This window comes from Pantoea sp. ANP04, from assembly GCF_041982285.1.
Classification (GTDB): Bacteria; Pseudomonadota; Gammaproteobacteria; order Enterobacterales; family Enterobacteriaceae; genus Pantoea; species Pantoea eucalypti.
This window is the reverse complement of sequence record NZ_JAUTYS010000008.1, coordinates 111,128-134,244: the sequence shown is the minus strand read 5'-3', so window position 1 is coordinate 134,244 and position 23,117 is coordinate 111,128. Positions and strand designations below refer to the sequence as shown.

The 23,117-nt window shown below is 56.4% G+C and carries 20 protein-coding genes; 15 read left to right on the top strand and 5 right to left on the bottom strand.

Annotated features, from left to right (window positions below; translation table 11 throughout):
- Positions 1 to 70: 70 nt before the first annotated feature.
- The 4 genes from era to acpS all read left to right on the top strand — a co-directional run bounded on the left by era (position 71) and on the right by acpS (position 2,893).
- A complete protein-coding gene (era, locus tag Q7C21_RS12695; RefSeq protein WP_003848607.1) occupies positions 71 to 976 on the top strand; it encodes a GTPase Era in 906 nt (301 codons plus the stop codon).
- A 4-nt stretch (positions 977 to 980) separates the two neighbouring features.
- Positions 981 to 1,709 (top strand): DNA repair protein RecO, encoded by a 729-nt coding sequence (gene recO, locus Q7C21_RS12690; protein ID WP_003848609.1) that lies wholly within the window; start codon positions 981 to 983, stop codon positions 1,707 to 1,709.
- A gap of 72 nt (positions 1,710 to 1,781) precedes the next feature.
- The gene (pdxJ, locus tag Q7C21_RS12685; RefSeq protein ID WP_003848612.1) at positions 1,782 to 2,513 is read left to right on the top strand and encodes a pyridoxine 5'-phosphate synthase; all 732 of its coding nucleotides are present in this window, start codon (positions 1,782 to 1,784) and stop codon (positions 2,511 to 2,513) included.
- A complete protein-coding gene (acpS, locus tag Q7C21_RS12680; protein ID WP_375150761.1) occupies positions 2,513 to 2,893 on the top strand; it encodes a holo-ACP synthase in 381 nt (126 codons plus the stop codon). The genes pdxJ and acpS overlap by 1 nt, the downstream gene beginning before the upstream one ends.
- On the opposite strand, the gene Q7C21_RS12675 is transcribed toward acpS, so the two are convergent.
- Together Q7C21_RS12675 and Q7C21_RS12670 are read right to left on the bottom strand one after the other, a co-directional pair.
- A complete protein-coding gene (locus Q7C21_RS12675) occupies positions 2,890 to 3,138 on the bottom strand; it encodes a YfhL family 4Fe-4S dicluster ferredoxin (RefSeq protein ID WP_003848615.1) in 249 nt (82 codons plus the stop codon). The genes acpS and Q7C21_RS12675 overlap by 4 nt on opposite strands.
- Positions 3,139 to 3,193: 55 nt before the next feature.
- Entirely contained in the window at positions 3,194 to 4,033 is an 840-nt protein-coding gene (locus tag Q7C21_RS12670) for a MurR/RpiR family transcriptional regulator (protein WP_003848617.1), read from the bottom strand.
- A gap of 155 nt (positions 4,034 to 4,188) precedes the next feature.
- Here Q7C21_RS12670 and yfhb point away from each other — a divergent pair, with 155 nt between their 5' ends.
- Both yfhb and tadA read left to right on the top strand, forming a co-directional pair.
- Positions 4,189 to 4,827 carry a phosphatidylglycerophosphatase C gene (yfhb, locus tag Q7C21_RS12665; RefSeq protein ID WP_110411085.1) on the top strand — a complete coding sequence of 213 codons (639 nt, stop codon included), beginning with the start codon at positions 4,189 to 4,191 and terminating at the stop codon, positions 4,825 to 4,827.
- A gap of 63 nt (positions 4,828 to 4,890) precedes the next feature.
- Positions 4,891 to 5,382, top strand: coding sequence for a tRNA adenosine(34) deaminase TadA (gene tadA / locus Q7C21_RS12660; RefSeq protein WP_110411086.1), 492 nt, complete (start codon positions 4,891 to 4,893; stop codon positions 5,380 to 5,382).
- Here tadA and mltF read toward each other — a convergent pair.
- The gene (gene mltF / locus Q7C21_RS12655) at positions 5,379 to 6,836 is read right to left on the bottom strand and encodes a membrane-bound lytic murein transglycosylase MltF (protein ID WP_375150760.1); all 1,458 of its coding nucleotides are present in this window, start codon (positions 6,834 to 6,836) and stop codon (positions 5,379 to 5,381) included. The genes tadA and mltF overlap by 4 nt on opposite strands.
- A 266-nt stretch (positions 6,837 to 7,102) precedes the next feature.
- Here mltF and purL point away from each other — a divergent pair, with 266 nt between their 5' ends.
- The 5 genes from purL (at position 7,103) to glnB (ending at position 15,526) form a co-directional block, all read left to right on the top strand.
- Positions 7,103 to 10,990, top strand: coding sequence for a phosphoribosylformylglycinamidine synthase (gene purL / locus Q7C21_RS12650; protein ID WP_375150759.1), 3,888 nt, complete (start codon positions 7,103 to 7,105; stop codon positions 10,988 to 10,990).
- Between the two features lie 579 nt (positions 10,991 to 11,569).
- The gene (locus tag Q7C21_RS12645) at positions 11,570 to 12,997 is read left to right on the top strand and encodes a sensor histidine kinase (protein ID WP_375150758.1); all 1,428 of its coding nucleotides are present in this window, start codon (positions 11,570 to 11,572) and stop codon (positions 12,995 to 12,997) included.
- Positions 12,998 to 13,000: 3 nt separating this feature from the next.
- Entirely contained in the window at positions 13,001 to 13,669 is a 669-nt protein-coding gene (gene qseG, locus Q7C21_RS12640) for a two-component system QseEF-associated lipoprotein QseG (RefSeq protein WP_039659521.1), read from the top strand.
- Entirely contained in the window at positions 13,669 to 15,003 is a 1,335-nt protein-coding gene (gene glrR / locus Q7C21_RS12635) for a two-component system response regulator GlrR (protein WP_375150775.1), read from the top strand. The genes qseG and glrR overlap by 1 nt, the downstream gene beginning before the upstream one ends.
- 184 nt (positions 15,004 to 15,187) lie before the next feature.
- Complete coding sequence (glnB, locus tag Q7C21_RS12630) at positions 15,188 to 15,526, top strand: nitrogen regulatory protein P-II (RefSeq protein ID WP_003848647.1); 339 nt, start codon at positions 15,188 to 15,190, stop codon at positions 15,524 to 15,526.
- Between the two features lie 483 nt (positions 15,527 to 16,009).
- On the opposite strand, the gene hmpA is transcribed toward glnB, so the two are convergent.
- Entirely contained in the window at positions 16,010 to 17,194 is a 1,185-nt protein-coding gene (gene hmpA / locus Q7C21_RS12625) for an NO-inducible flavohemoprotein (RefSeq protein ID WP_105098908.1), read from the bottom strand.
- A gap of 326 nt (positions 17,195 to 17,520) precedes the next feature.
- On the opposite strand from hmpA, the gene glyA reads away from it, so the two are divergent.
- Both glyA and Q7C21_RS12615 read left to right on the top strand, forming a co-directional pair.
- Positions 17,521 to 18,774: a serine hydroxymethyltransferase gene (gene glyA / locus Q7C21_RS12620; RefSeq protein ID WP_003848651.1), complete on the top strand. Its 1,254-nt coding sequence runs from the start codon at positions 17,521 to 17,523 to the stop codon at positions 18,772 to 18,774.
- Between the two features lie 128 nt (positions 18,775 to 18,902).
- Complete coding sequence (locus Q7C21_RS12615) at positions 18,903 to 20,051, top strand: 3-phenylpropionate MFS transporter (protein ID WP_003848653.1); 1,149 nt, start codon at positions 18,903 to 18,905, stop codon at positions 20,049 to 20,051.
- Here the strand turns inward: Q7C21_RS12615 and csiE are convergent.
- Positions 20,033 to 21,301 (bottom strand): stationary phase inducible protein CsiE, encoded by a 1,269-nt coding sequence (gene csiE, locus Q7C21_RS12610; protein ID WP_312543865.1) that lies wholly within the window; start codon positions 21,299 to 21,301, stop codon positions 20,033 to 20,035. The genes Q7C21_RS12615 and csiE overlap by 19 nt on opposite strands.
- Before the next feature lie 155 nt (positions 21,302 to 21,456).
- Here csiE and Q7C21_RS12605 point away from each other — a divergent pair, with 155 nt between their 5' ends.
- Together Q7C21_RS12605 and Q7C21_RS12600 are read left to right on the top strand one after the other, a co-directional pair.
- The gene (locus Q7C21_RS12605) at positions 21,457 to 22,083 is read left to right on the top strand and encodes a DUF1007 family protein (protein WP_008926712.1); all 627 of its coding nucleotides are present in this window, start codon (positions 21,457 to 21,459) and stop codon (positions 22,081 to 22,083) included.
- Complete coding sequence (locus Q7C21_RS12600; protein WP_140915734.1) at positions 22,074 to 23,054, top strand: nickel/cobalt transporter; 981 nt, start codon at positions 22,074 to 22,076, stop codon at positions 23,052 to 23,054. Before Q7C21_RS12605 ends, Q7C21_RS12600 begins: the two co-directional genes overlap by 10 nt.
- Positions 23,055 to 23,117: the final 63 nt, after the last annotated feature.

The following is a 23,117-nucleotide window of genomic DNA, read 5'->3' as shown; positions in this document are numbered from 1 at the left end:
GCTGAATGACACACGATTCAAATAGCACTTTTTCAGCGCCGTATCAGGCGCTGAACAACTCAGGATTCGAATGAGCGAAAACGTTACTTATTGCGGCTTTGTCGCGATTGTTGGCCGACCAAACGTCGGTAAATCCACCTTACTGAACCAGTTACTGGGGCAGAAGGTGTCGATCACCTCGCGTAAGCCGCAAACCACGCGCCACCGCATCATGGGCATTCACACCGAGGGCGAATATCAGGCGATCTACGTCGATACTCCGGGTCTGCACATGGAAGAGAAGCGTGCCATTAACCGTCTGATGAACCGCGCAGCCAGCAGTTCGATTGGTGACGTAGAGCTGGTGATCTTCGTGGTTGAAGGCACCCGCTGGACGCCAGATGACGAGATGGTCTTAAACAAACTGCGCGACAACAAAGTGCCGGTCGTGCTGGCGATCAACAAGGTCGATAATATCCAGGATAAAAGCATTCTGCTGCCGCATCTGCAGTTCCTGAGCCAGCAGATGAACTTCCTCGATATCGTGCCTATCTCTGCTGAGAGTGGCAAAAACGTCGATACCATTGCGGCGATTACCCGCAAGCATCTGCCACAGGCCGATCATCACTTCCCGGAAGATTACATCACTGACCGTTCACAGCGCTTCATGGCGTCAGAGATGATCCGTGAAAAACTGATGCGCTTCCTGGGCGCTGAACTGCCTTACTCTGTCACGGTTGAGATTGAGCGCTTCGTTACCAACGAACGCGGCGGTTACGATATCCATGGTCTGATCCTGGTTGAGCGTGAAGGGCAGAAGAAGATGGTGATTGGCAACAAAGGCGCCAAAATCAAAGTCATCGGAACCGAAGCGCGCAGGGACATGGAAGAGATGTTCGAAGCGAAAGTGCATCTCGAACTGTGGGTGAAAGTGAAATCCGGCTGGGCAGATGACGAACGTGCACTGCGCAGCCTGGGTTATACAGACGATCTCTGATTCAATGGAAGGCTGGCAACGCGCCTTTGTGCTGCATAGTCGTCCCTTCAGCGAAACCAGCCTGCTGCTCGACCTGTTCAGCGAAAGTGAAGGACGGGTTCGGGTACTGGCCAAGGGCGCGCGTTCCCGGCGTTCCAACCTGAAAGGCGCGTTACAGCCTTTTACCCCGCTGCTGGTTCGCTGGAGCGGGCGCGGGGAAGTTAAAACCCTGCGCAATGCCGAAGCGGTGTCGCTGGCTTTACCGCTCAGCGGCATCACGCTTTACTGCGGTCTCTACGTCAATGAGCTGGTCTCACGCGTATTGCAGCAGGAATCTCCCTTCCCGGAACTCTTCTTCGACTATCTCAACTGTCTTCAGGCGTTAGCCTCAACACACGGTAAGCCCGAACCGGCACTGCGACGATTTGAACTGGCGCTGCTCGGTCACCTGGGTTACGGCGTCGACTTCCTGCACTGCGCCGGCAGCGGCGAGCCGGTCAGCGACGATATGACCTACAGCTATCGCGAAGAGCGGGGTTTTATCGCCAGCCTGGTGGTGAACAATCGCAGCTTTACCGGACGGGAGCTGCACGCCCTGTGTGAGCGAGAGTTTCCGGATGCCGACACCCTGCGTGCCGCGAAGCGCTTTACGCGCATCGCCCTGAAGCCTTATCTTGGTGGCAAGCCGCTGAAAAGTCAGGAGCTGTTCCGCCAGTTTATCCCGAAGAAAAAGCCCGAACAGGCAGAAGAATAGCGCTGGTCGTACCGCCTGTTTATATTTGCGCGGTACACTCAACATCACGATGGAAAAGAAGTGAGGATGGTCATGGCTGAGTTGCTGTTAGGCGTCAATATCGATCACATTGCCACGGTGCGTAACGCGCGTGGGACAAACTATCCCGATCCGGTACAGGCGGCGTTTATCGCCGAGCAGGCAGGCGCAGACGGCATTACCGTGCACCTGCGTGAAGATCGCCGTCACATCACCGATCGCGACGTGCGAATTCTGCGTGACACGATTCAGACGCGCATGAATCTGGAGATGGCGGTCACCGATGAGATGATCGGCATTGCCTGTGACATTCAGCCCCATTTCTGCTGCCTGGTGCCGGAAAAGCGTCAGGAAGTGACAACGGAAGGCGGACTGGATGTGGCGGGACAGCAGGAGAAGATGAACGCAGCCGTGCGACTGCTGAAGGATGCTGGCATTCTGGTTTCGCTGTTTATTGATGCCGATCACCGCCAGATCGAAGCCGCCGTTGCCACGGGTGCGCCTTACATCGAAATCCATACTGGCGCTTACGCCGAGGCACCCGAGGGACTGGCGCGTGACGCTGAGCTGGCGCGCATTCGCCATGCCGCGACTTTTGCTGCCAGCCTGGGGCTCAAAGTTAACGCCGGTCATGGTCTGACCTACCACAATGTGCTGCCGATTGCCGCGCTGCCGGAAATGCATGAGCTGAACATCGGCCATGCGATTATCGGGCGTGCAGTAATGAGTGGCCTGCCGGACGCAGTTAAAGAGATGAAGCAACTGCTGCGTGAAGCCCGTCGCTAATGGCTATTCTCGGATTAGGGACGGACATCGTTGAGATTGAACGCATCGCCGGGGTGATAGCGCGCTCCGGCGATCGGCTGGCGCGTCGGGTGCTGAGTGAAGCCGAATGGCAGCAGTATCAGGCGCACAATCAGCCGGTGCGCTTTCTCTCCAAACGTTTTGCGGTTAAAGAGGCGGCAGCAAAAGCCTTTGGCACCGGTATTCGCGGTGGTCTGGCGTTTAATCAGTTTGAAGTTTACAACGATGCGCTGGGAAAACCGGGGTTACGCTTCTTTCAGCATGCGGCTGACGTGGCGGAGAGGCTGGGCGTTAAGCACGTTCACGTGACGCTGGCCGATGAGCGTCACTACGCCTGCGCCACGGTAATCATTGAAAGCTAGCCGTGCAGCAGCACGAACTTCTCCCACAGCGCATCGCGAGATTCGGTGTGCTGTGGGTCTATGATAATCGTGTTGTCGATGGGGCAGACCTGCTGACAGGTTGGCCGCTCATAGTGCCCGACACATTCCGTGCAGCGGCTGACATCAATCTCATAGATCGCATCGCCCAGTGAAATCGCCTGATTCGGGCACTCCGGTTCACACATATCGCAGTTAATGCATCTGGACGTAATCAACAGCGCCATTTTACCCACCTGATACCAACAGAAAAAGCGCGGGTATTATACGTGCTGACGCTGATCAGACCAGCTTTTTCACCAGCGCTTCACTGTGACGAATATGGCTGGACGCGCGCTCCGGATCGTTTTGCACCAGCGCCATAAAGAGCAGATCGGTCAGAGCAAGCTGTGCCGTGGTTGAGGAGATCGCCGCGCTGCGGGTACTCTGCTCTTCCGCCACCGTATAAAGACAGTAACCGGCACTCTGCTGCAGGGTATTCGGCGTAAAACCCGTGAACGCCACCACATCTGCGCCCACCTGAACCGCTTCCTGCGCGGCCAGATTGATCTCTCGCCGTTCACCGGTGTAAGAGATGGCGAGCAGCACATCGCCTGGCCCCATCGCCTGCACGCTGGCCAGCAGGGCGTGCATATCCTGTTCCGCCACCGCATTAATGCCGATCTTCATCAGCTTCCAGGAGAAATCTTTCGCCACCAGGCCCGAGGCGCCGATGCCCACCAGTAAAATACGGCGGGCATTTTTCAGCAGCTGTAACACGTCGTTGAGCTTCTCTTCGCTATTAATATCCAGGGTGGCGCGGATCGCTGAAAGCTTTTCTGTCAGCAGCTTTTCACCCACCATTTTAAGCGGGTCGTCGCTCAGAATATGGTTATGCACGGTAATGGCATCCTTGTCCGCCAGTGACTCACTCAGGGCCAGCTTAAGCGCCGGAAAACCTTTATAGCCCAGCTTCTGAGCAAACTTCACTACGCTCGACTGACTGACGCCGGACTCTTCCGCCAGTTTTTGTGAACTCAGGTGACGCGCCCGATCGGGTTGCGACAGTAAAAAATCCGCGAGCCGACGTTCGTTCAACGCCAGTCGTGGATAAAGCTGGCGAATGCGCAGCAAAGAACTCATGCCCAATCCTCGTCATTCAGGGATAATCAATGAAGAATAAACTATTCATCGGGCATTGTAGTCATCGGAATTAAAAATGACAGTCATCGCCGTACCGCCTGATGATGGCTACACTACTCTTTATCATTCCAGAACCAGCCATAAAGGAGAGTTGTTTGACCAGGGGAACACAACGTCGCATCGTATTTTTTGACCTGGATGGCACTTTGCACCAGCAGGACATGTTCGGCACGTTTATGCGCTATCTGCTGCGTCGCCGCCCGCTTAATCTGCTGCTGGTGGTGCCGGTATTGCCGGTGGTCGGTATCGGCCTGCTGTTTAAAGGCCGCGCGGCTCGCTGGCCCATGAGCCTGCTGCTCTGGTCAATTACTTTTGGACGCTCTGAGCAGACATTATTGCGCCTCGAAGCGGAGTTTGCGCAGTGGTTCCGGCTGCGCGTGAAAGCGTTCCCGGTGGTGCAGCAGCGTCTGACGGAGTATCTCAGCAGTGATGATGCTGACGTCTGGCTGATCACCGGATCGCCACAGTCGCTGGTGGAGCAGGTCTATTACGACTCCGCGTTTCTGCCACGTGTGAAGATGATTGCGAGCCAGATGCAGCGCGGCTGGGGTGGGCGGGTGCTGGCGATGCGCTGTCTTGGCCATGAGAAAGTGGCGCAGCTGGAAGAGAAAATCGGTACGCCGCTGCAGCTTTACAGCGGCTACAGCGACAGCAAACAGGACAACCCGCTGCTGTTTTTCTGTCAGCATCGCTGGCGCGTGACCCCGGCGGGTGAACTGCAACAGCTGGAATAAGTTTTTAAAGGACCGATGAGACCGCTATAATGCGCCGCTTTTTAGTCGCCCGGAGTGGTCAGCGTGAAACAACAAGATGAGTACTGGATGCGCCATGCGCTTGGTCTGGCGCGACGGGCGTGGGAGCAGGGCGAAGTGCCGGTGGGCGCGGTGCTGGTTCAGAACGACCAGGTGATTGGCGAAGGCTGGAACCGGCCCATTGGTCAGCACGACCCGACGGCGCACGCCGAAATCATGGCTCTGCGCCAGGGCGGTAAAGTGCTGGAAAATTATCGTCTGCTGGATACCACGCTTTACGTGACGCTGGAGCCGTGCGTCATGTGTGCCGGTGCTATGGTTCACAGCCGCATAACGCGTCTGGTTTATGGTGCGCACGATGTTAAAAGTGGCGCGGCGGGATCGCTGCTGGATGTGCTGGGCCACCCTGGCATGAATCATCAGATTGAATTGCACAGTGGCGTGCTGGCTGAAGAGTGCGCCGCCATGCTGAGCGATTTTTTCCGTATGCGTCGCGAGCAGAAAAAAGCGCTGCGTCAGGCGCAGCGCCAGGGTTAGTTCATCGCGATCTTTGGTTCAACCGCCGGATAGCCCTTCGCCAGTTCGGCCTGGGCTTCCGCCTGCTGCTTCAGACGCTTCTCCTGCTCCTGCAGATAACCCACCAGACTTAGCTGATACTTGCGGATATTCTCCACGTAGTTATAAGCTTCATGCCCTCGGGCGTAGCCATACGTCGTCTGGGTGTAGTAACGCTTCTGACTCAGCATCGACAGACGCAGCTTTACATCCGCCCAGCTGTCCGGATCGCCACCCTGGCGTGCCGTCAGCTTGCGGACGTCGAGCATATGGGCATAGCCCATGTTGTAAGCCGCCAGCGCAAACCAGATACGTTCATCTTCCGGGATGCTCTGTGGCACCTTCGCCATCATATCCTGCAGATACTGACTGCCGCCGCGAATGCTCTGTTCGGGATCGGTACGATCACCCACATCCAGACTCTCTGCGGTGTTACGCGTCAGCATCATCATGCCGCGTACGCCGGTAGGGGAGGTGGCCTGCGGATTCCAGTGCGACTCCTGATAGGAGATCGCTGCCAGCAGTCGCCAGTCAATGCTGGTGGCGTACTTCTCAAACAGCGGCTTGATGTCGGGCAGCGTATTGTCGATGGCCCGCAGGAAAGTGCGGGTATCGACATAATCAAAGGTGCCAACGTGGCCGAGATATTTCTCCTCCAGCCGCGCCATCGCGCCTTCTTCTCCCATCCCGTTAAAGAAGTCGAGCATCGCCGCATTCAGGCTGTCATCATCACTGTGCCGCACATACCAGGTCACCGGCTCTTCATCGGTGACGTCGAACGCGACCGCCAGCTGCGGATAAATGCGCTGTAACAGGGCGATGGTGACGGAGTCGCCAATGGTGTAGTCGAGCTTGCCATCAGCTACCGCTTCCAGCAGGGCTTTAGGGCTCTGATCGGTGGAGATCGCCCAGTCCAGATCGGGAAACTGATTAGAACGCGCGCTCTTCAGCGTTGACAGGTAAGCCGATCCCGCCGCAACCGTTAGCCGCCCCTTTAAGTCACCGAGGTTTTTAGGGCGCGGCTTATCCACGCGATAGACCAGCTGCTGCGAAACATTGTAGTAACCTGGCCCGGTCTGATAACGCGTCAGGCGTTCATTGTTATAGTTCAGCCCGGCGGCCAGCACATCGGCTTTGCCATCGTCAAGGTCATCAAACAGATCGCTCAGGTTAGGACGAACCGTCACCTTAAGTTTGACGCCCAGATAATCGGCGAAACGTTTTGCCAGCTCATAGTCCATACCGGCCGGTAATTGGTTAACTGTGTAGTAAGTCAATGGGGAGTTGATGGTACTGACACGCAGCACTCCCCGCGATTTAATCTGTGAAATCTGGTCCTGCCCACCCCCATACCAGGGAATGGATGGCCATAGCGCTAACGCTAACAGCACGGCAACCAGACCGATAAACAGATAATTAAATTTTAGGCGTTTCAAATAGTTATCTCTCGCTGGCTCTAAGGCCTCTGTCTTTTAAAGGCAGTATTTATCTTCTTTGAACTCCCAGAGCGAGGGGCATTTTGCGCAACAAAATCACGCTGAGCAACTTTTATAGCAGCTTTTGCGCAAATTTCAGGCAAATCCGGGTCGCCAAAAATTGTGCGCAAACGGTTTCGTCGCGAGGTCGCTTTCTCTATAATACGCCCCGTTTTCCCTGTTGCGCCCAATTTGCGTCGCCCGGCGCCCTGACGAGAGACTTATTAATGGAAATTCTGCGTGGTTCGCCCGCCCTGTCGGCATTTCGTGTAAACAAACTGCTGACCCGCTTTCAGGACGCTCATCTGCCGGTGAGTGATATTTACGCTGAGTACATCCATTTTGCTGATGTCAGTACGCCCTTAAGCGCTGACGAACAGAGCCGTCTGCAACGTCTGCTGAAATATGGTCCCTCTCTTGCTGAACATGCTCCACAGGGTCGTCTGCTGCTGGTGACACCGCGTCCTGGTACCATTTCGCCCTGGTCATCCAAAGCAACCGATATCGCCCACAACTGCGGCCTGCCACAGGTCCGTCGTCTGGAACGTGGTCTGGCTTTCTATGTACAGGCTCCCCAGATGACCGAAGCGCAGTGGCAAACGCTGGGCACACTGCTGCACGATCGGATGATGGAAACGGTCTTCAGTGACCTGGCGCAGGCTGAGCAGTTGTTCGCGCACCACACGCCGCAGCCGGTGAAAAGTGTCGATCTGCTGGGTGAGGGCCGTCAGGCGCTGGTGCAGGCCAATATCTCCCTGGGTCTGGCGCTGGCAGACGATGAAATTGACTACCTGGTGGCGGCGTTTACCTCACTGGGTCGTAACCCCAACGACATTGAACTCTATATGTTTGCGCAGGCGAACTCTGAGCACTGTCGTCACAAGATTTTCAACGCTGACTGGATTATCGACGGCGAGAAACAGCCAAAGTCGCTGTTTAAAATGATCAAAAATACGATGGAGAAGACGCCGGACTTCGTGCTCTCTGCCTATAAAGATAACGCCGCCGTGATGGAAGGATCAGAGGTTGGCCGCTTCTTTGCAGACGCCGGAGAGAGCGAGTACCGCTGGCATCAGGAAGCCGCGCACATTCTGATGAAGGTGGAAACGCACAACCACCCAACGGCGATTTCGCCGTGGCCAGGCGCGGCCACCGGTTCTGGTGGTGAAATCCGTGATGAAGGCGCAACCGGTCGTGGCTCCAAGCCAAAAGCGGGCCTGGTCGGATTCTCGGTCTCTAACCTGCGTATTCCTGGCTTTGAACAGCCGTGGGAAGAGGACTTCGGTAAACCAGCCCGCATTGTCAGCGCGCTGGAGATCATGACCGACGGACCTCTGGGCGGCGCTGCCTTCAACAATGAATTTGGTCGTCCGGCTCTGAATGGCTACTTCCGTACTTATGAAGAGCAGGTCACCAGCCACAACGGCACTGAGCTGCGCGGCTATCATAAGCCGATTATGCTGGCGGGCGGCATCGGTAACATCCGTGCCGATCACGTGCAGAAAGGCGAAATCACCGTAGGCGCGAAGCTGGTGGTGCTGGGCGGTCCGGCCATGAACATCGGCCTGGGCGGCGGCGCGGCCTCATCCATGGCCTCGGGTCAGTCTGATGCCGATCTCGACTTCGCCTCTGTACAGCGTGATAACCCGGAGATGGAGCGCCGTTGTCAGGAGGTGATCGACCGCTGCTGGCAGCTGGGCGATGAGAACCCGATTCTGTTTATCCACGACGTGGGCGCGGGCGGCCTTTCCAATGCTATGCCGGAGCTGGTCAGCGATGGTGGTCGTGGTGGCCGGTTTAACCTGCGTGACATCCTGAGTGATGAGCCAGGCATGAGCCCGCTGGAAGTCTGGTGTAACGAATCACAGGAACGTTATGTGATGGCCGTGGCACCCGATCAGCTGGCGCAGTTTGAGGCGATTTGCCAGCGCGAACGCGCACCTTTTGCCGTAATTGGTGAAGCCACCGAAGAGTTGCACCTGAGTCTGGAAGATAGCCATTTCGATAATAAGCCTATCGATATGCCGCTGGATGTCCTGCTGGGCAAAACGCCGAAGATGACGCGGGATGTGGTGACGCAGCAGGCGCAGGGCACCGAGCTGCAGCGTGACGGCATTACGCTGGTTGATGCGGTGAATCGCGTACTGCATCTGCCTGCTGTGGCGGAAAAAACCTTCCTGATCACCATCGGTGACCGCAGCGTGACCGGCATGGTGGCACGCGACCAGATGGTCGGGCCGTGGCAGATCCCGGTGGCCAACTGTGCGGTGACCACTGCCAGCCTCGACAGCTATCACGGCGAAGCCTTTGCCCTGGGCGAACGTTCACCGGTTGCGCTGCTGGACTTCGCAGCGTCGGGTCGTCTGGCGGTGGGTGAAGCCCTGACCAACCTGGCGGCAACGCAGATTGGTTCGCTGAAGCGCGTGAAACTCTCCGCTAACTGGATGTCCGCTGCGGGTCATCCGGGTGAAGATGCGGGTTTATACGCGGCGGTGAAAGCCGTCGGCGAAGAGCTTTGCCCGGCGCTGGGGATCACCATCCCGGTCGGTAAAGATTCGATGTCGATGAAAACCCGCTGGCAGGAAGGCACTGAACAGCGCGAGATGACTTCGCCGCTGTCGCTGGTGATTACTGCGTTTGCACGCGTCGAAGATGTCCGTCGCACCATCACGCCACAGCTGCAGGCCGATCAGGACAACCTGCTGCTGCTGATCGATCTGGGCAACGGCGCGAATACGCTGGGCGCAACCGCGCTGTCGCAGGTCTATCGCCAGCTCGGTGACAAACCTGCCGATGTGCGTGATGCCACCCAGCTGGCGGGCTTCTTCAATGCGATTCAGGCGCTGGTGGCTGAGCAGAAACTGCTGGCCTACCACGACCGCTCTGACGGTGGTCTGCTGGTGACGCTGGCCGAGATGGCCTTTGCCGGTCACTGCGGCATTGACGTTGATATCGCCTCGCTGGGCAGCGATACGCTGGCGGCCTTGTTCACCGAAGAGCTGGGTGCGGTGATTCAGATCAACGCCGCCGATCGCGATGCCGTTGAGCGGATCCTGGCCGATCACGGTCTTGCCGCTTCCACGCATCTGCTGGGCAGCGCGCAGCCAGGCGATCGCTTTGTGATCCGTTCCGGTGACAGTGCGGTTTACAGTGAAAGCCGCAATACGCTGCGTACCTGGTGGGCAGAAACCACCTGGCAGATGCAGCGCCTGCGCGACAACCCGGCGTGTGCCGATCAGGAGCATGAAGCGAAGAAAAACGACAGCGATCCTGGTCTCAACGTCAATCTGACCTTTAATCCGCAGGAAGATGTGGCGGCACCGATGATCGCGACGGGCGCGCGTCCACGCGTCGCCGTGCTGCGTGAGCAGGGCGTGAACTCCCATGTGGAGATGGCCGCTGCCTTTGATCGTGCTGGCTTTACCGCCATTGACGTTCACATGAGCGATCTGCTGGCCGGGCGTCGCGGTCTGGAAGCGTTCCAGGCGCTGGTTGCCTGTGGCGGCTTCTCTTACGGTGATGTGCTGGGTGCCGGTGAGGGCTGGGCGAAGTCGATTCTGTTCAACCCGCGTGTTCGCGATGAGTTCGAAACCTTCTTCCACCGTCCGCAGACCCTGGCGCTGGGCGTCTGTAACGGCTGTCAGATGATGTCCAATCTGCGTGAACTGATTCCGGGCAGCGATCTCTGGCCGCGCTTTGTGCGTAACCAGTCTGAACGCTTTGAAGCGCGCTTCAGCCTGGTCGAAGTGGCCGCCAGTCCGTCACTGCTGCTGGACGGCATGGCCGGTTCGCATATGCCTATCGCGGTTTCGCACGGAGAAGGTTTTGTTGAGGTGCGTGATGCAACGCATCTGGCGGCGCTGGAGTCGAAAGGGCTGGTGGCACTGCGCTTTGTCGATAACTTCGGCAAGGTGACAGAAACCTATCCGGCTAACCCGAATGGCTCACCTAACGGCATCACCGCCGTGACCAATGAAAGTGGTCGCGTCACCATTATGATGCCGCATCCGGAGCGTGTTTTCCGTACCGTCAGCAACTCCTGGCATCCGGCAGAGTGGGGCGAAGACAGCCCGTGGATGCGCATTTTCCGCAATGCACGCAGACAGCTGGGTTAATGTAATCCGCTGAAATGAACAGGAGGCCGGTGTGCCTCCTGTTCTTTTTTACGCCGCTGTTGGCAAATGGCGACAAGGGGGATATTGCACTGTCTCTTTATGGCGACATCTATCTCATTGATTTTAAATGAGCGGGTATCCGGGGTGATTTAATGTCGCCTTGTGGAGACACATTGACGCTGTCTGCATCGGACTTTTCGCAGGTGTCATTGGAGCAGCTCGTTCAATCTGCTGAAAAATATAATGATTTATTTTCTGGCATGAAACTTGCTATACTTATGCAGCTGCTCATTCACCTGTTTATGATTGCCCCGCGAAGCGGATAAGAGCTCATAAAGCCCGAATGACGCACCAAACGGAGCCTGCCGTCCACCTGACCGATAATCGCTTGCGTTATCAAACACCGGACGTAACGTTGAGTAAGGCTCCACCCATTCTTACGCGATGCACCACGCGTCGTGACAGCGGCAGGCCATTGAGCCTGCCGTTTTCTTTTGTTTCCCTTTCTGCCCACCACACCTTTCTTCTGCTGTCAGAGTCCGCTAGCATCCAGACAGTAAATCTTAAGGAAGCGTCTGCGTGAAAAAATGGCGTTTATTTCCCCGTTCTCTGCGTCAGCTGGTGTTGATGGCGTTTGTTCTGGTGCTGCTACCGTTGCTGGTACTGGCCTGGCAGGCGTGGGAAAGTCTCTCTGCGTTAAGTGAACAGGCCGCTGATACTAACCGCAACACCTTCACCGATGTGCGCAGAAGTGAGGCAATGGCACGAACGGCAGTAGAGCTTGAACGCAGTTACCGTCAATATTGCGTGCTGGATGATGCCTCGCTGTCTCGTCTTTATCAGACGCAATACACCCGCTACAGTCAGATGCTGAGCTCGCATAGCGCCAGTCTGCCCGAACTGCCTGCTTTTCAGACCTTGCAGGCCACTCTGCCGCTGCTGACGCCGCTGAAATGTGATAATGGCAATCCCATTACACCCGCCGCAGAGGCACTGGATCGCTTTTCTGCTACTAACGCGCAGATGGTGCAGGACACGCGCGAAGTGGTCTTTTCGCGCGGCTTACAACTGCAGCGTGAAATCGCCGATCGCGGCCAGTTTTTTGGCTGGCAGGCGCTGATTCTGTTTATCATCAGTCTCGCGCTGATGACGCTGTTTACCGGCATGATTATCGGGCCGGTCAAGCGCATTGAGCGGATGATCAACCGGCTTGGCGAAGGGCGTGAGCTGGGTAACAGCGTGATTTTTCGCGGCCCGCGCGAGTTACGCTCGCTGGGACAGCGCATCGTCTGGCTCAGCGAACGGCTTGCATGGCTGGAATCTCAGCGTCATGAGTTTCTGCGCCATCTTTCACACGAACTGAAAACGCCGCTGGCCAGCCTGCGTGAAGGCACTGAGTTGCTGGCGGATGAAGTCGCCGGATCGCTGAACGCCGACCAGAAAGAGGTGGTCACTATTCTCGACAGCAGCAGCCGCCATCTGCAGCGGCTGATTGAACAACTGCTCGATTACAATCGAAAACTGGCGGATGGCCCGATCCAGCTGGAACCGGTCAGCGTGGCAGCGATCGTGGAGGGCGTCGTCAATGCACATGCGCTCTCGGCGCGCGCCAAACTCATGCAGACGGTCGTTAATCTTGAGGTCAGCCACTGTCTTGCTGAACCGATGTTACTGATGCGGGTCATTGATAACCTCTACTCGAACGCCGTGAACTACGGCAGCGAATCCGGTACCATCTGGCTGCGCAGTCAGCAGCAGGGCGATCGGATCTGGATTGAGGTCGCGAATAGCGGCACGCCGATTCCGCCGGAAGAGCAGGCAATGATTTTCGAACCGTTCTTCCAGGGCAGCCAGCAGCGCAAAGGGCCGGTAAAAGGCAGCGGGCTGGGATTGAGTATTGCCAAAGATTGCCTGCGCCGGATGCACGGCGACCTGACGCTGGTCCCCTGTGAGCAGGCTGACGTCTGTTTTCGAATTGAACTGAACACCACTGCCGGGAAAGTCTGACTGATGAAATATTTACCCGCGTTGCTGTTAAGCACGCTGACGACGCTGCTCCTCAGCGGATGTACGACCTCCCCGGCCACCTCATCCCTGTCGTCAGGCCATCAGGTAGCGGAACCCGAGGTCAGCATTGCTGATTATCTGGCGACCCGCTGCAATGATCTCTGGCCGATAGAGAAGAGTGCCGCACTGGATAATCCCCTTTACTGGATGCGGGCGATCGATTGTGCTGAGCGCCTTTCTCCTGCAGAAGCCAGAGCCGAAGCCCATCGCTGGCCGGCAGAGAACTGGTCGCGCGCCTTTAAACAGGGCGTGCTGATGTCTAATGGCAACGTCACGCCAGTTGAGCGTCGTCGCTATGTGGAAACCCTGGATCGTTACAGCGCTGATTTCCCACAGTCTGTGCGCCCGCTGATTCAGTTGTGGCGCAGCAACCAGACCGCGCAGCTTGACCTCAGTGAGGCGCGCACCCGTTATGTCCATCTGCAACAGAGCAGCGATAGTCAGCTTGAGGCGATACGCCAGCAGATGGTTAAGCAACAGCAGCAGCTCAGTGACACGCAGCATAAGCTGGAGCGGCTGACTGACATTGAGCGGCAGCTCTCATCGCGTAAAGCCCCGGATGTTTCTGACAGCAGTCATGGTACAGCGCTGCCGCAGGATGAGGAGCAATGATGGTCAGACAAGCGGCAAAATTGCTGCTGGTGGATGACGATCCCAGTCTGCTGAAGCTGCTGGGCATGCGTCTTCGCAGCGAAGGGTATCAGGTCACCACTGCGGGCAGCGGACCCGAAGCGTTGCGTCTGTTGCAGAAAGAGAAGATTGAGCTGGTGATAAGCGATCTGCGAATGGATGAGATGGATGGGCTGGCGCTCTTTGGCGAGATCCAGAAGCGCCACACCGGTCTGCCGGTGATTATCCTGACGGCGCATGGTTCCATCCCGGACGCCGTTTCCGCCACGCAGCAGGGCGTATTCAGCTTCCTGACGAAACCGGTTGATCGGGACGCGCTCTACAAAGCGATTGATGAGGCGCTGGCACAGCAGGCACCGGTCAGTGATGACCGCTGGCGCGAGGCGATCGTCACCCGCAGCCCGCTGATGCTAAAGCTGCTGGAGCAGGCGCATATGGTGGCGCAGTCGGATGTCAGCGTTCTGATTAATGGTCAGAGTGGCACCGGCAAAGAGATGCTGGCGCAGGCGATTCACGCCGCCAGCCCGCGTAACGGCAAGCCTTTTGTCGCCATTAACTGTGGCGCTTTGCCGGAGCAGCTGCTGGAATCAGATCTGTTTGGTCACGCCAAAGGTGCTTTTACCGGTGCGGTCAGTGCGCGTGAGGGGTTATTTAAAGCGGCAGGCGGCGGTACGCTGTTCCTGGATGAGATTGGCGATATGCCGCAGCCGCTGCAGGTTAAGTTACTGCGGGTGTTGCAGGAGCGTAAGGTCAGACCGCTGGGCAGCGACCACGATAGTGAAATCGACGTGCGAATCATTTCAGCCACGCATCGCGATCTTCCGAAGGCAATGGAGAAGAAAGAGTTTCGTGAGGATCTCTTCTATCGTCTGAATGTGGTGAATCTGAAAATACCCGCGCTGCATCAGCGCACAGAAGATATCCCGCTGCTGGCCAATCATCTGCTGCGCCAGGCTGCGGAACGGCATAAACCGCAGATTCGCAGTTTTTCCGTTGATGCGATGAAGCGTCTGATGGCCGCGAGCTGGCCAGGCAACGTGCGCCAGCTGGTAAACGTCATTGAGCAGTGCGTGGCGCTGAGTTCATCACCGGTGATCAGTGATGCGCTGGTGGAGCAGGCGTTGAGCGGCGAGAACAGCGCCTTGCCGACCTTTGCGGAGGCGCGTAATCAGTTTGAGCTGAACTATCTGCGTAAGCTGTTGCAGATGACCAAAGGCAATGTGACCAACGCCGCACGTCTGGCTGGACGCAACCGCACGGAGTTCTATAAGCTGCTGTCTCGCCATGAACTGGATGCCAGTGATTTCAAAGAGTAGCGGAGGCTGCGACGTAATACCGGCAGGTTGCCTGCTCAGGCCCGAATCAGAATGGGTGCGGTCAGCATAATCTGACAGCGCTTGCGGCAACCTGAAGAATCCCGGATATTACCGCCCGACAGCGCCAGCAACATTTATACTTGATAAACCCTCTGACCATGGAGGGAGTGAAAAAGGGTCTGACATGAAAAAGATTGATGCGATTATCAAACCATTCAAGCTCGATGATGTTCGTGAAGCCTTAGCGGAAGTCGGCATCACCGGGATGACCGTGAGTGAAGTAAAGGGCTTTGGTCGCCAGAAAGGGCATACCGAGCTGTATCGCGGCGCAGAGTATATGGTCGATTTCTTACCTAAAGTGAAAATCGAGATGGTGGTGGGCGACGATATCGTTGATACCTGCGTCGAGACCATTATGCGCACCGCGCAGACCGGCAAAATCGGTGACGGTAAAATCTTTGTCTTCGACGTGGCGCGCGTGGTGCGTATCCGTACGGGTGAAGAGGATGAAGAGGCGATCTGATCGTCTTTTTATCAGCGATTAATCAGTATAAAAAGGCCCGCGTTGCGGGCTTTTTTATACCTGGAAATCGGATGAGGTCTACTGTGAGATCAAGCCAGCTCAGAGAACCCGGTCAGATCGGAAAGACGCAAAACCCGCCATCCATGGCACGCTCGGCCCGGACGATTACGCACCTCATCCGTGAGGTGCGCCCGTAAACGGGCCAACGCGTTGCGTTGTTCAAAACCGCTCCCGGCGTTTTTAGTACGCACCTCATCCCTGAGGTGCGCCCGTAAACGGGCCAACGCGTTGCATTGTTCAAAAACGCTCCCGGCGTTTTTAGTACGCACCTCGTCCCTGAGGTGCGCCCGTTGCCGGGCCAACGCTTTGCGTTGTTCAAAAACGCTCCCGGCGTTTTTGTCCATGTCGCGGGACGCTTTCCTCTTCTGCCCGAGTTCCCTTCGCTTTGAAGCTGTCTGTTGCTGCCTGAACTTAGTAGCAGATTTACATCCCTTTGTGCGGGCCAAAAAGTTCGTAATGAATGCGTGCATCTGCCACGCGGGCATCGCGCAGTTGCGCCACCACATGCTGCATAAAGGGTAGCGGTCCACAGAGATAGAAGTGGGTATCGGATGACGCTAACCGTGCAGCCATTTTGCTGATATCCATCAGCCCCTGCGTGTCATAGCGACCTGCATCTTCAGCAGCGGGATCGCGATACCAGACCTCACTGATGAAATCGGCGAGCTGCGCGCCAGTGGCACCGACTTCCTCGCCAAACGCATGCTGTTTGCCGTTCTCTGCAGCGTGCAGCCAGCTGACCGGCGCGCGATGTTCACTGGCTGCCAGTGAATGCAGCATCGCCAGCATCGGCGTCTGGCCCACGCCCGCAGAGATGAGCGCGACTGGCGTGCCAGAATCGACCTCCAGGAAGAAGTCGCCGTGCGGTGCGGCGAGCATCAGCTCATCGCCCACTTTGCCATGCTGATGCAGCCAGCCGGAGACCGTGCCCTGCGCTTCGCGTTTCACCGCAATACGATACGCTTTACCGTTGCTGAGATGCGTCAGTGAATACTGACGAATCTGGTGATGCTCGAAGCTGGCAGGCTGCAGGTGTACTGTCAGATACTGACCCGGCTTAAAAGCGGCTACCGGGCCGCCATCCACCGGCGTGAAGGTAAAGCTTTTAATGACCTCGCTCTGCTGCTCAACTGCGCTGATGCGAAACGCGCGGGTGCCACGCCAGCCGCCGGTTTGCTGCGCTGTGGCCTGATAGATCTCTTCTTCCCGATTGATGAACACATCCGCCAGGATGCCATAGGCCTGGCCCCACGCAGCCAGCGCCTCGTCACCGGGATTCAGCAATTCTTTGATGGTCGCCAGCAGATTTTCACCGACGATGGCGTATTGGGCAGGCTGAATATTCAGGCTGGTGTGTTTCTGCGCGATTTTTTCTACCGCAGGCAGCAGCACGGCCAGATTCTCCAGATTCGCGCCATAGGCGCAGATAGCGTTGAACAACGCTTCGCGCTGATCGCCATTGCGCTGGTTATTCATATTGAAGACGTTTTTGAGTTCAGGGTGGTGCGACAGCATACGGTCATAGAAGTGTGCGGTAAGCTTTGGACCGCAGGCGGCTATGGCAGGCAGCGTCGATTTAACGGTGGCGATGGTGTGTGCATCAAGCATATCAATGGCCTCTTATTAAACATGTATTTAAAATGCATGTTATAGCCGCCTTGCCTGTGGTGTAAATAACCCGGGAAACTTTCTGGCTCCCCATGCGGCAACTTTTTGGTGCATCAACAGACGCCGCCGTCACATCGTTGAGAAAAAATGTGACGGGTGAACAGGCTAAAAAGGTGTAAAAAAGCGCTGCCAGTCGCCAGCCAATCGTTTGCGTAAAAAGAGGCGGTTCACCCTACCTTCACCTGTTAAAACGGTTTACACTGTTGGCCTTCGCCCCTGAAGGGGGGTAAATACCGTCAGAAAGTTAGCTGAGTCAGGAGATCCGGATGTTAAAGCGTGATATGAACATTGCCGATTACGATGCCGAGTTGTGGCAGGCAATGGAGCAGGAGACAGTGCGTCAGGAAGAGCACATTGAACTGATTGCTTCTGAAAACTACACCAGCCCGCGTGTTATGCAGGCACAGGGTTCTCAGCTCACCAATAAATACGCTGAAGGCTATCCGGGCAAACGTTACTACGGCGGCTGTGAGTACGTTGATATCGTTGAGCAGCTGGCGATTGACCGCGCAAAAGCGCTGTTTGGTGCTGATTACGCTAACGTGCAGCCACACTCAGGTTCACAGGCTAACTTCGCTGTTTATACGGCGCTGCTTCAGCCGGGCGATACTATCCTCGGGATGAACCTGGCGCACGGTGGACACCTGACTCACGGCTCACCGGTTAACCTGTCTGGCAAACTCTATAACGTGGTTGCTTACGGTATCGATGAGACCGGAAAAATCAATTACGACGAGCTGGCTGAACTGGCGAAAACCCACAAGCCAAAAATGATCGTTGGCGGCTTCTCAGCTTACTCTGGCGTCTGCGACTGGGCGAAAATGCGTGAAATCGCGGATAGCGTGGGTGCCTGGCTGTTTGTCGATATGGCCCACGTTGCCGGCCTGATTGCCGCAGACGTTTATCCAAGCCCGATTCCCCATGCGCACGTCGTGACCTCCACCACCCACAAAACGCTGGCGGGTCCGCGCGGTGGTATCATTCTGGCTAAAAACGGCGACGAAGATTTCTACAAGAAACTGAACTCTGCTGTCTTCCCGGGCGGCCAGGGCGGTCCTCTGATGCACGTTATCGCGGGTAAAGCAGTTGCCTTCAAAGAGGCGATGGAGCCGGAGTTTAAAACCTACCAGCAGCAGGTGGCAAAAAATGCCAAAGCGATGGTTGAAGTGCTGATTGAGCGTGGCTATGACATCGTTTCCGGTGGCACCTATAACCATCTGTTCCTGATCGATCTGGTGAGCAAAAACCTGACCGGTAAAGAAGCGGATGCCGCGCTGGGCCGTGCCAACATCACGGTTAACAAGAACAGCGTACCGAACGACCCGAAAAGCCCGTTTGTGACGTCGGGTATCCGTATCGGTACACCTGCCGTTACGCGTCGTGGCTTCAACGAAGCAGACGTGCGTGAGCTGGCTGGCTGGATCGCTGATGTACTGGATAACGTCAATGACGAAGCCACCATTGAGCGCACCAAAAAGAAAGTGCTGGATATCTGCAGCCGTCTGCCGGTCTACGCTTAATCGCTAACCTGTTGTAAGACAGCACAACAAGGATGGCAATTGCCATCCTTTTTTATTGCCTGCTCCGCAGTGCTCTGCCAGAGTAACGCCTGTTTATGCTGCCTGGCAGCAAACTTACTGGAGGGAATATGGCAATCGGCTCCGCCAGATGGCTCGGATTGGGCTACTTCACTTACTTCTTCTGTTACGGCATCTATCTGCCATTCTGGGGCGTGTGGCTGAAAGGCACCGGCCTGGATGCTGAAAAGATTGGCCTGCTGCTCGGATGTGGCATGGTCGCGCGCTTTGTCGGCAGTCTGCTTATCGCTTCTCAGGTCAAAAATCCATCACGGTTGATTACGGCGCTGCGCCTGCTGGCGCTGATGACCTGTCTGTTCGCCGCCGGTTTCTGGGTGGGCGAGCAGTGGATGTGGCTGCTTACCGTGATGATTGGCTTTAACCTCTTTTTCTCACCGCTGGTTCCCCTCAGCGATGCGCTGGCCGCCACCTGGACACAGCAGATTGGGCTGGCATACGGGCCGGTCAGGCTGTGGGGCTCGCTGGCCTTTGTCATCAGCTCGGCGTTAACCGGCGTGCTGGTCAGCGCCTGGTCCTCAAACGCAATTCTGATGCTGTTATCCATTGGCGTCATTTCTATGCTGGCGGGCATGATGCTGACACCCGTCACACAACCGCAGGGCCATGAGCGACAGGGCCCTGCGGGCGGTGGATGGCAGGAGTGGCGGGCGTTACTGCGCGAGAATGCGGTATGGCGATTCATGCTCTGCGTGACACTGCTGCAGGGCGCACACGCCGCCTATTATGGCTTCAGTGCTATCTGGTGGCAGGAGAGCGGCTATTCCGCCTCGACGGTGGGCTATCTCTGGTCGCTGGGCGTGGTGGCAGAGATTGTCGTCTTTGCCATGAGCAACCGGCTGTTCCGCCGCTGGAGCGCGCGCGATCTGCTGCTGCTTTCGGGCATCTGCGCGCTAATTCGCTGGGGGCTGATGGGGGCGACAACGGCGCTGCCGCTGCTGATTGTGGCGCAAATTCTCCACTGTGGCAGCTTCACCGTCTGCCATCTGGCAGCGATGCGCTTTATCGCGGCGCGTCAGGGGGCGGAAGTCATCCGACTGCAGTCGCTCTATTCCGCGCTGGCGATGGGCGGTGGCATTGCGATAATGACCATGATCTGCGGCGTGCTGTTCGCCCATCTGCAGGGGCATCTGTTCTGGGTGATGGCACTGGTGGCACTGCCCGCGCTGTTTCTGCGGCCCGGCTACGACTCCAGTAAATAACGAATACGCTGCTGATGGTGTAACGTCAGCGGCAGTTCCGCATGCACCAGCGGCGGAGAGTAGAGTGGCAACGAGGTCGGGTAGGGCGAAATGATGATGTCGACATCACGTGGCGCGCCCTCCCGCTGAAACAGTTTCACGTCCTGATAGGTAATATTAATTGGCAGCAGCGTGATCTCACGAATCTGCTGTTCTACATCCTGTTCCAGATCGGCGTCGTCGCCGGTCAGGATCAGCACCTGCTTTTCCTGCAGCGCACTCTCCTGCATCAGCCAGGCGCCGAAAATAATGGTAATTAAACTCACCTCTTCCGGTGTAAAAGCGATGCGGTAGTGCTGCTCAAAAGCCTGCAGTGCCTGCTGAGTGGTGCGAAGCAGACGCGGATAAAGGCGGCTGACATCCAGTGCCACGCTATTGTCGATACCGATATTGAAATGGGTACGATCCAGCGCCTGCGCCAGATGCGGATAGAGCTGGTGCAGCAGTTCATTGCGATCAGCAAAGGTAATCCCGGCACAGGCTTCAAAATCATCAATCAGCTGCTGAGTCGCCTTCATTAACTGCTGTTCAGCAGGATGCGCAACCGCGTCCACGACCGGCGTATGTATCTGGCTGAACAGCAGCGTCCAGAAATCCGCTTCGCTGACGGGCGGGGCAATGTGACAGCGTTTGCGCCAGTGGTAAATCACATCCTCAGCGGCCTGCCGCTCAGGCTTCTGCTGCAGCCAAAGACATTGCGCCTCACTGAACAGCACCGGCTGACGCTGGCACAAGCCATACTTCATGAATATCTGCAGAAACAGCCGGTCACGTTCGCTGAAGTCACGCTTCAGGCGCAGGCTACAGTGCTGAATCAGTGCCTGTAAATTGGTCTCATCCCACAGCGCTTTCTCAATCTTCATGACTTTCAGGCGCTGACGCAGAGGCGCGGCAAAATGTTCGCAGACGAAGTCCTGCGATAAACGCAGACTGCGTCGCAGGTTATGCAGCAGACAGAGGCGCCGATCCAGCTCAGTTCCATGAAGACGAAAGCTGCCATCTACCATCTGATGCAATTCCAGCTGGTGATATCGCTGTATCTCATGGCCCACATCCGCGATATCCTGTCGGGCAACGTCAGGATCGACGCCATTCAGCTGGCAGACTTTTTCAAGCGTAAGCAAAGGTGTCGGCAGAAACAGCAGCAATAAAAGATGGCACTGACGCTGTGAACGGGAGAAGAGTGGTGCCAAAGGGGTAGCAGAACTCATCAATCAGATTTCCAGCAGGCTATTTTGAGCTAAGAATAGTCAACCCGTTCAGCGCCTGCGCGGTTTACGCGGTTTATTTGCCAGAGGTTTAAGGCGGGTCACAAAATTTTGTTACTTATAGATTCTTTTCGTCGGGAACGTTACTTTATAACATTATGAAACGCGCACTCTTTGCTCTGTTAATGGTATTAAGTCCGGCTGTGCTGGCACACCCTCACAGCTTCATTGATATGAAAACGGAACTGGTGGTGAAGGATGACACCTTTACCGGGTTGAAGATGACCTGGACCATGGATGAGATTACCTCCGCTGATCTGCTGTATGACGCGGGCGACGCGAAACCTGGCACTGTAGTGTGGAAAAAGCTGGCAGCGGGTGTGATGGCAAACGTGCTGGGCCAGCACTACTTCTCAGAAATCTGGCACAACCAACAGCGGGTAAAGTTTTTGAATCTGCCAACGGAATATAACCTTTCGCGAAACGGCCACAAAGCGGTGCTGGAATTTATTCTGCCGCTGGCGGAACCCCCGAAGCTGACCGGACAGCGCTTTGAGATCCTGACTTTTGATCCCACCTATTTCGTCGATATGTTTTACGACAATCCCGGTGCTTTAACGCTGCCGCCTGCACTGCAGACGCGTTGCCGGTTTACCCTCAATACGCCCAAACCCAACGACTCGCTGAAACAGTATGCGTTGTCGCTGGACAAAGCGGATGCCCCGGCTGAAGAGATGGATTTAGGCCGCCAGTTCGCACAAACGGTGGTACTGACATGTCAATAATCTCCACGCCTTCCAGGGCCACCCGACTCTGGCCACTCTGGCTGATAGCAGGACTCTTCTCTGGCGGCGCACTGCTGGTCTGGCTTTACTGGTCGCAGATTCTGCTTCAGAGTGTATTGTGGCAGAAAGATTTGCACCGGCAGATGACTCAGCTGTTACAGCAGGTCGCGGAGCAGCCACACCAGGCAGGCATATCGCTGGTGATATTCAGCCTGATCTATGGCGTGCTGCACGCGCTGGGACCGGGCCACGGAAAAGTGGTGATCGCGACCTTTCTGGCGACCCATCCGAGCCGCGTCAGAACCAGTATCAGGCTGACGCTGCTTGCCTCACTGCTGCAGGGATCGGTCGCGATTGTGCTGGTCACGGTGATGCTGGTGCTGCTGAAAACCTCATCGCGCCAGCTGCATCTCAGCAGTTTCTGGCTTGAAAAGGGCAGTTATCTGCTGGTGATCGGGCTGGGTGTGATGATCGGGTATCGGGCGCTGCGTGCGCTGTGGCTGGCGTTGCGCCCACGACCCGCTCCGGTATTTCGTGCTTTCCAGCCGCAGCATCAGCATGACGAGCATTGCGGATGCGGCCACGCACATCTGCCGACGCCGCAGCAGATGAATGGCAACGTCAGCTGGAAAACTCAGATGCTGGTTGTGGTGTCGATGGGCTTACGTCCCTGTTCTGGCGCGATTATGATGCTGCTGTTCGCCAAAGTGATTGGTGTTTATGGCTGGGGCATTCTCTCTGCTGCGGTAATGGCACTGGGCACGGCTCTGACTATTTCCGCTATTGGTTTGCTGGTGCAACAGGCGCGCTCGGTAGCACAGCGGCTGGCACAGCCTGGTGCTGGTGCTGGCATCATGCGACTTCTGATTCCCATCCTGGCTTTGACCGGTAGCCTGATATTAATCGTAGTGGGTATTGCATTATGGCAGTCTGCCCGGTTAACGTTGGGCGGCGGAATTCGACCTTTCTGACTAAAAGCGCAGCGGGAATAAAATTTCCGCTGTTATCTTTACCTCGCTAATTATCTGGGGCTT

Excerpts from the sequence above, each read along its gene's own strand:
- Q7C21_RS12600 (WP_140915734.1), top strand. The coding sequence starts at position 22,074 with ATGTCAATAATCTCCACGCCTTCCAGGGCCACCCGACTCTGGCCACTC.
- purL (WP_375150759.1), top strand. The coding sequence starts at position 7,103 with ATGGAAATTCTGCGTGGTTCGCCCGCCCTGTCGGCATTTCGTGTAAAC.
- Q7C21_RS12605 (WP_008926712.1), top strand. The coding sequence starts at position 21,457 with ATGAAACGCGCACTCTTTGCTCTGTTAATGGTATTAAGTCCGGCTGTG.
- glyA (WP_003848651.1), top strand. The coding sequence starts at position 17,521 with ATGTTAAAGCGTGATATGAACATTGCCGATTACGATGCCGAGTTGTGG.
- acpS (WP_375150761.1), top strand. The coding sequence starts at position 2,513 with ATGGCTATTCTCGGATTAGGGACGGACATCGTTGAGATTGAACGCATC.
- Q7C21_RS12675 (WP_003848615.1), bottom strand. The coding sequence starts at position 3,138 with ATGGCGCTGTTGATTACGTCCAGATGCATTAACTGCGATATGTGTGAA.
- pdxJ (WP_003848612.1), top strand. The coding sequence starts at position 1,782 with ATGGCTGAGTTGCTGTTAGGCGTCAATATCGATCACATTGCCACGGTG.
- recO (WP_003848609.1), top strand. The coding sequence starts at position 981 with ATGGAAGGCTGGCAACGCGCCTTTGTGCTGCATAGTCGTCCCTTCAGC.
- glrR (WP_375150775.1), top strand. The coding sequence starts at position 13,669 with ATGGTCAGACAAGCGGCAAAATTGCTGCTGGTGGATGACGATCCCAGT.
- glnB (WP_003848647.1), top strand. The coding sequence starts at position 15,188 with ATGAAAAAGATTGATGCGATTATCAAACCATTCAAGCTCGATGATGTT.
- csiE (WP_312543865.1), bottom strand. The coding sequence starts at position 21,301 with ATGAGTTCTGCTACCCCTTTGGCACCACTCTTCTCCCGTTCACAGCGT.
- era (WP_003848607.1), top strand. The coding sequence starts at position 71 with ATGAGCGAAAACGTTACTTATTGCGGCTTTGTCGCGATTGTTGGCCGA.
- hmpA (WP_105098908.1), bottom strand. The coding sequence starts at position 17,194 with ATGCTTGATGCACACACCATCGCCACCGTTAAATCGACGCTGCCTGCC.
- Q7C21_RS12615 (WP_003848653.1), top strand. The coding sequence starts at position 18,903 with ATGGCAATCGGCTCCGCCAGATGGCTCGGATTGGGCTACTTCACTTAC.
- Q7C21_RS12670 (WP_003848617.1), bottom strand. The coding sequence starts at position 4,033 with ATGAGTTCTTTGCTGCGCATTCGCCAGCTTTATCCACGACTGGCGTTG.
- qseG (WP_039659521.1), top strand. The coding sequence starts at position 13,001 with ATGAAATATTTACCCGCGTTGCTGTTAAGCACGCTGACGACGCTGCTC.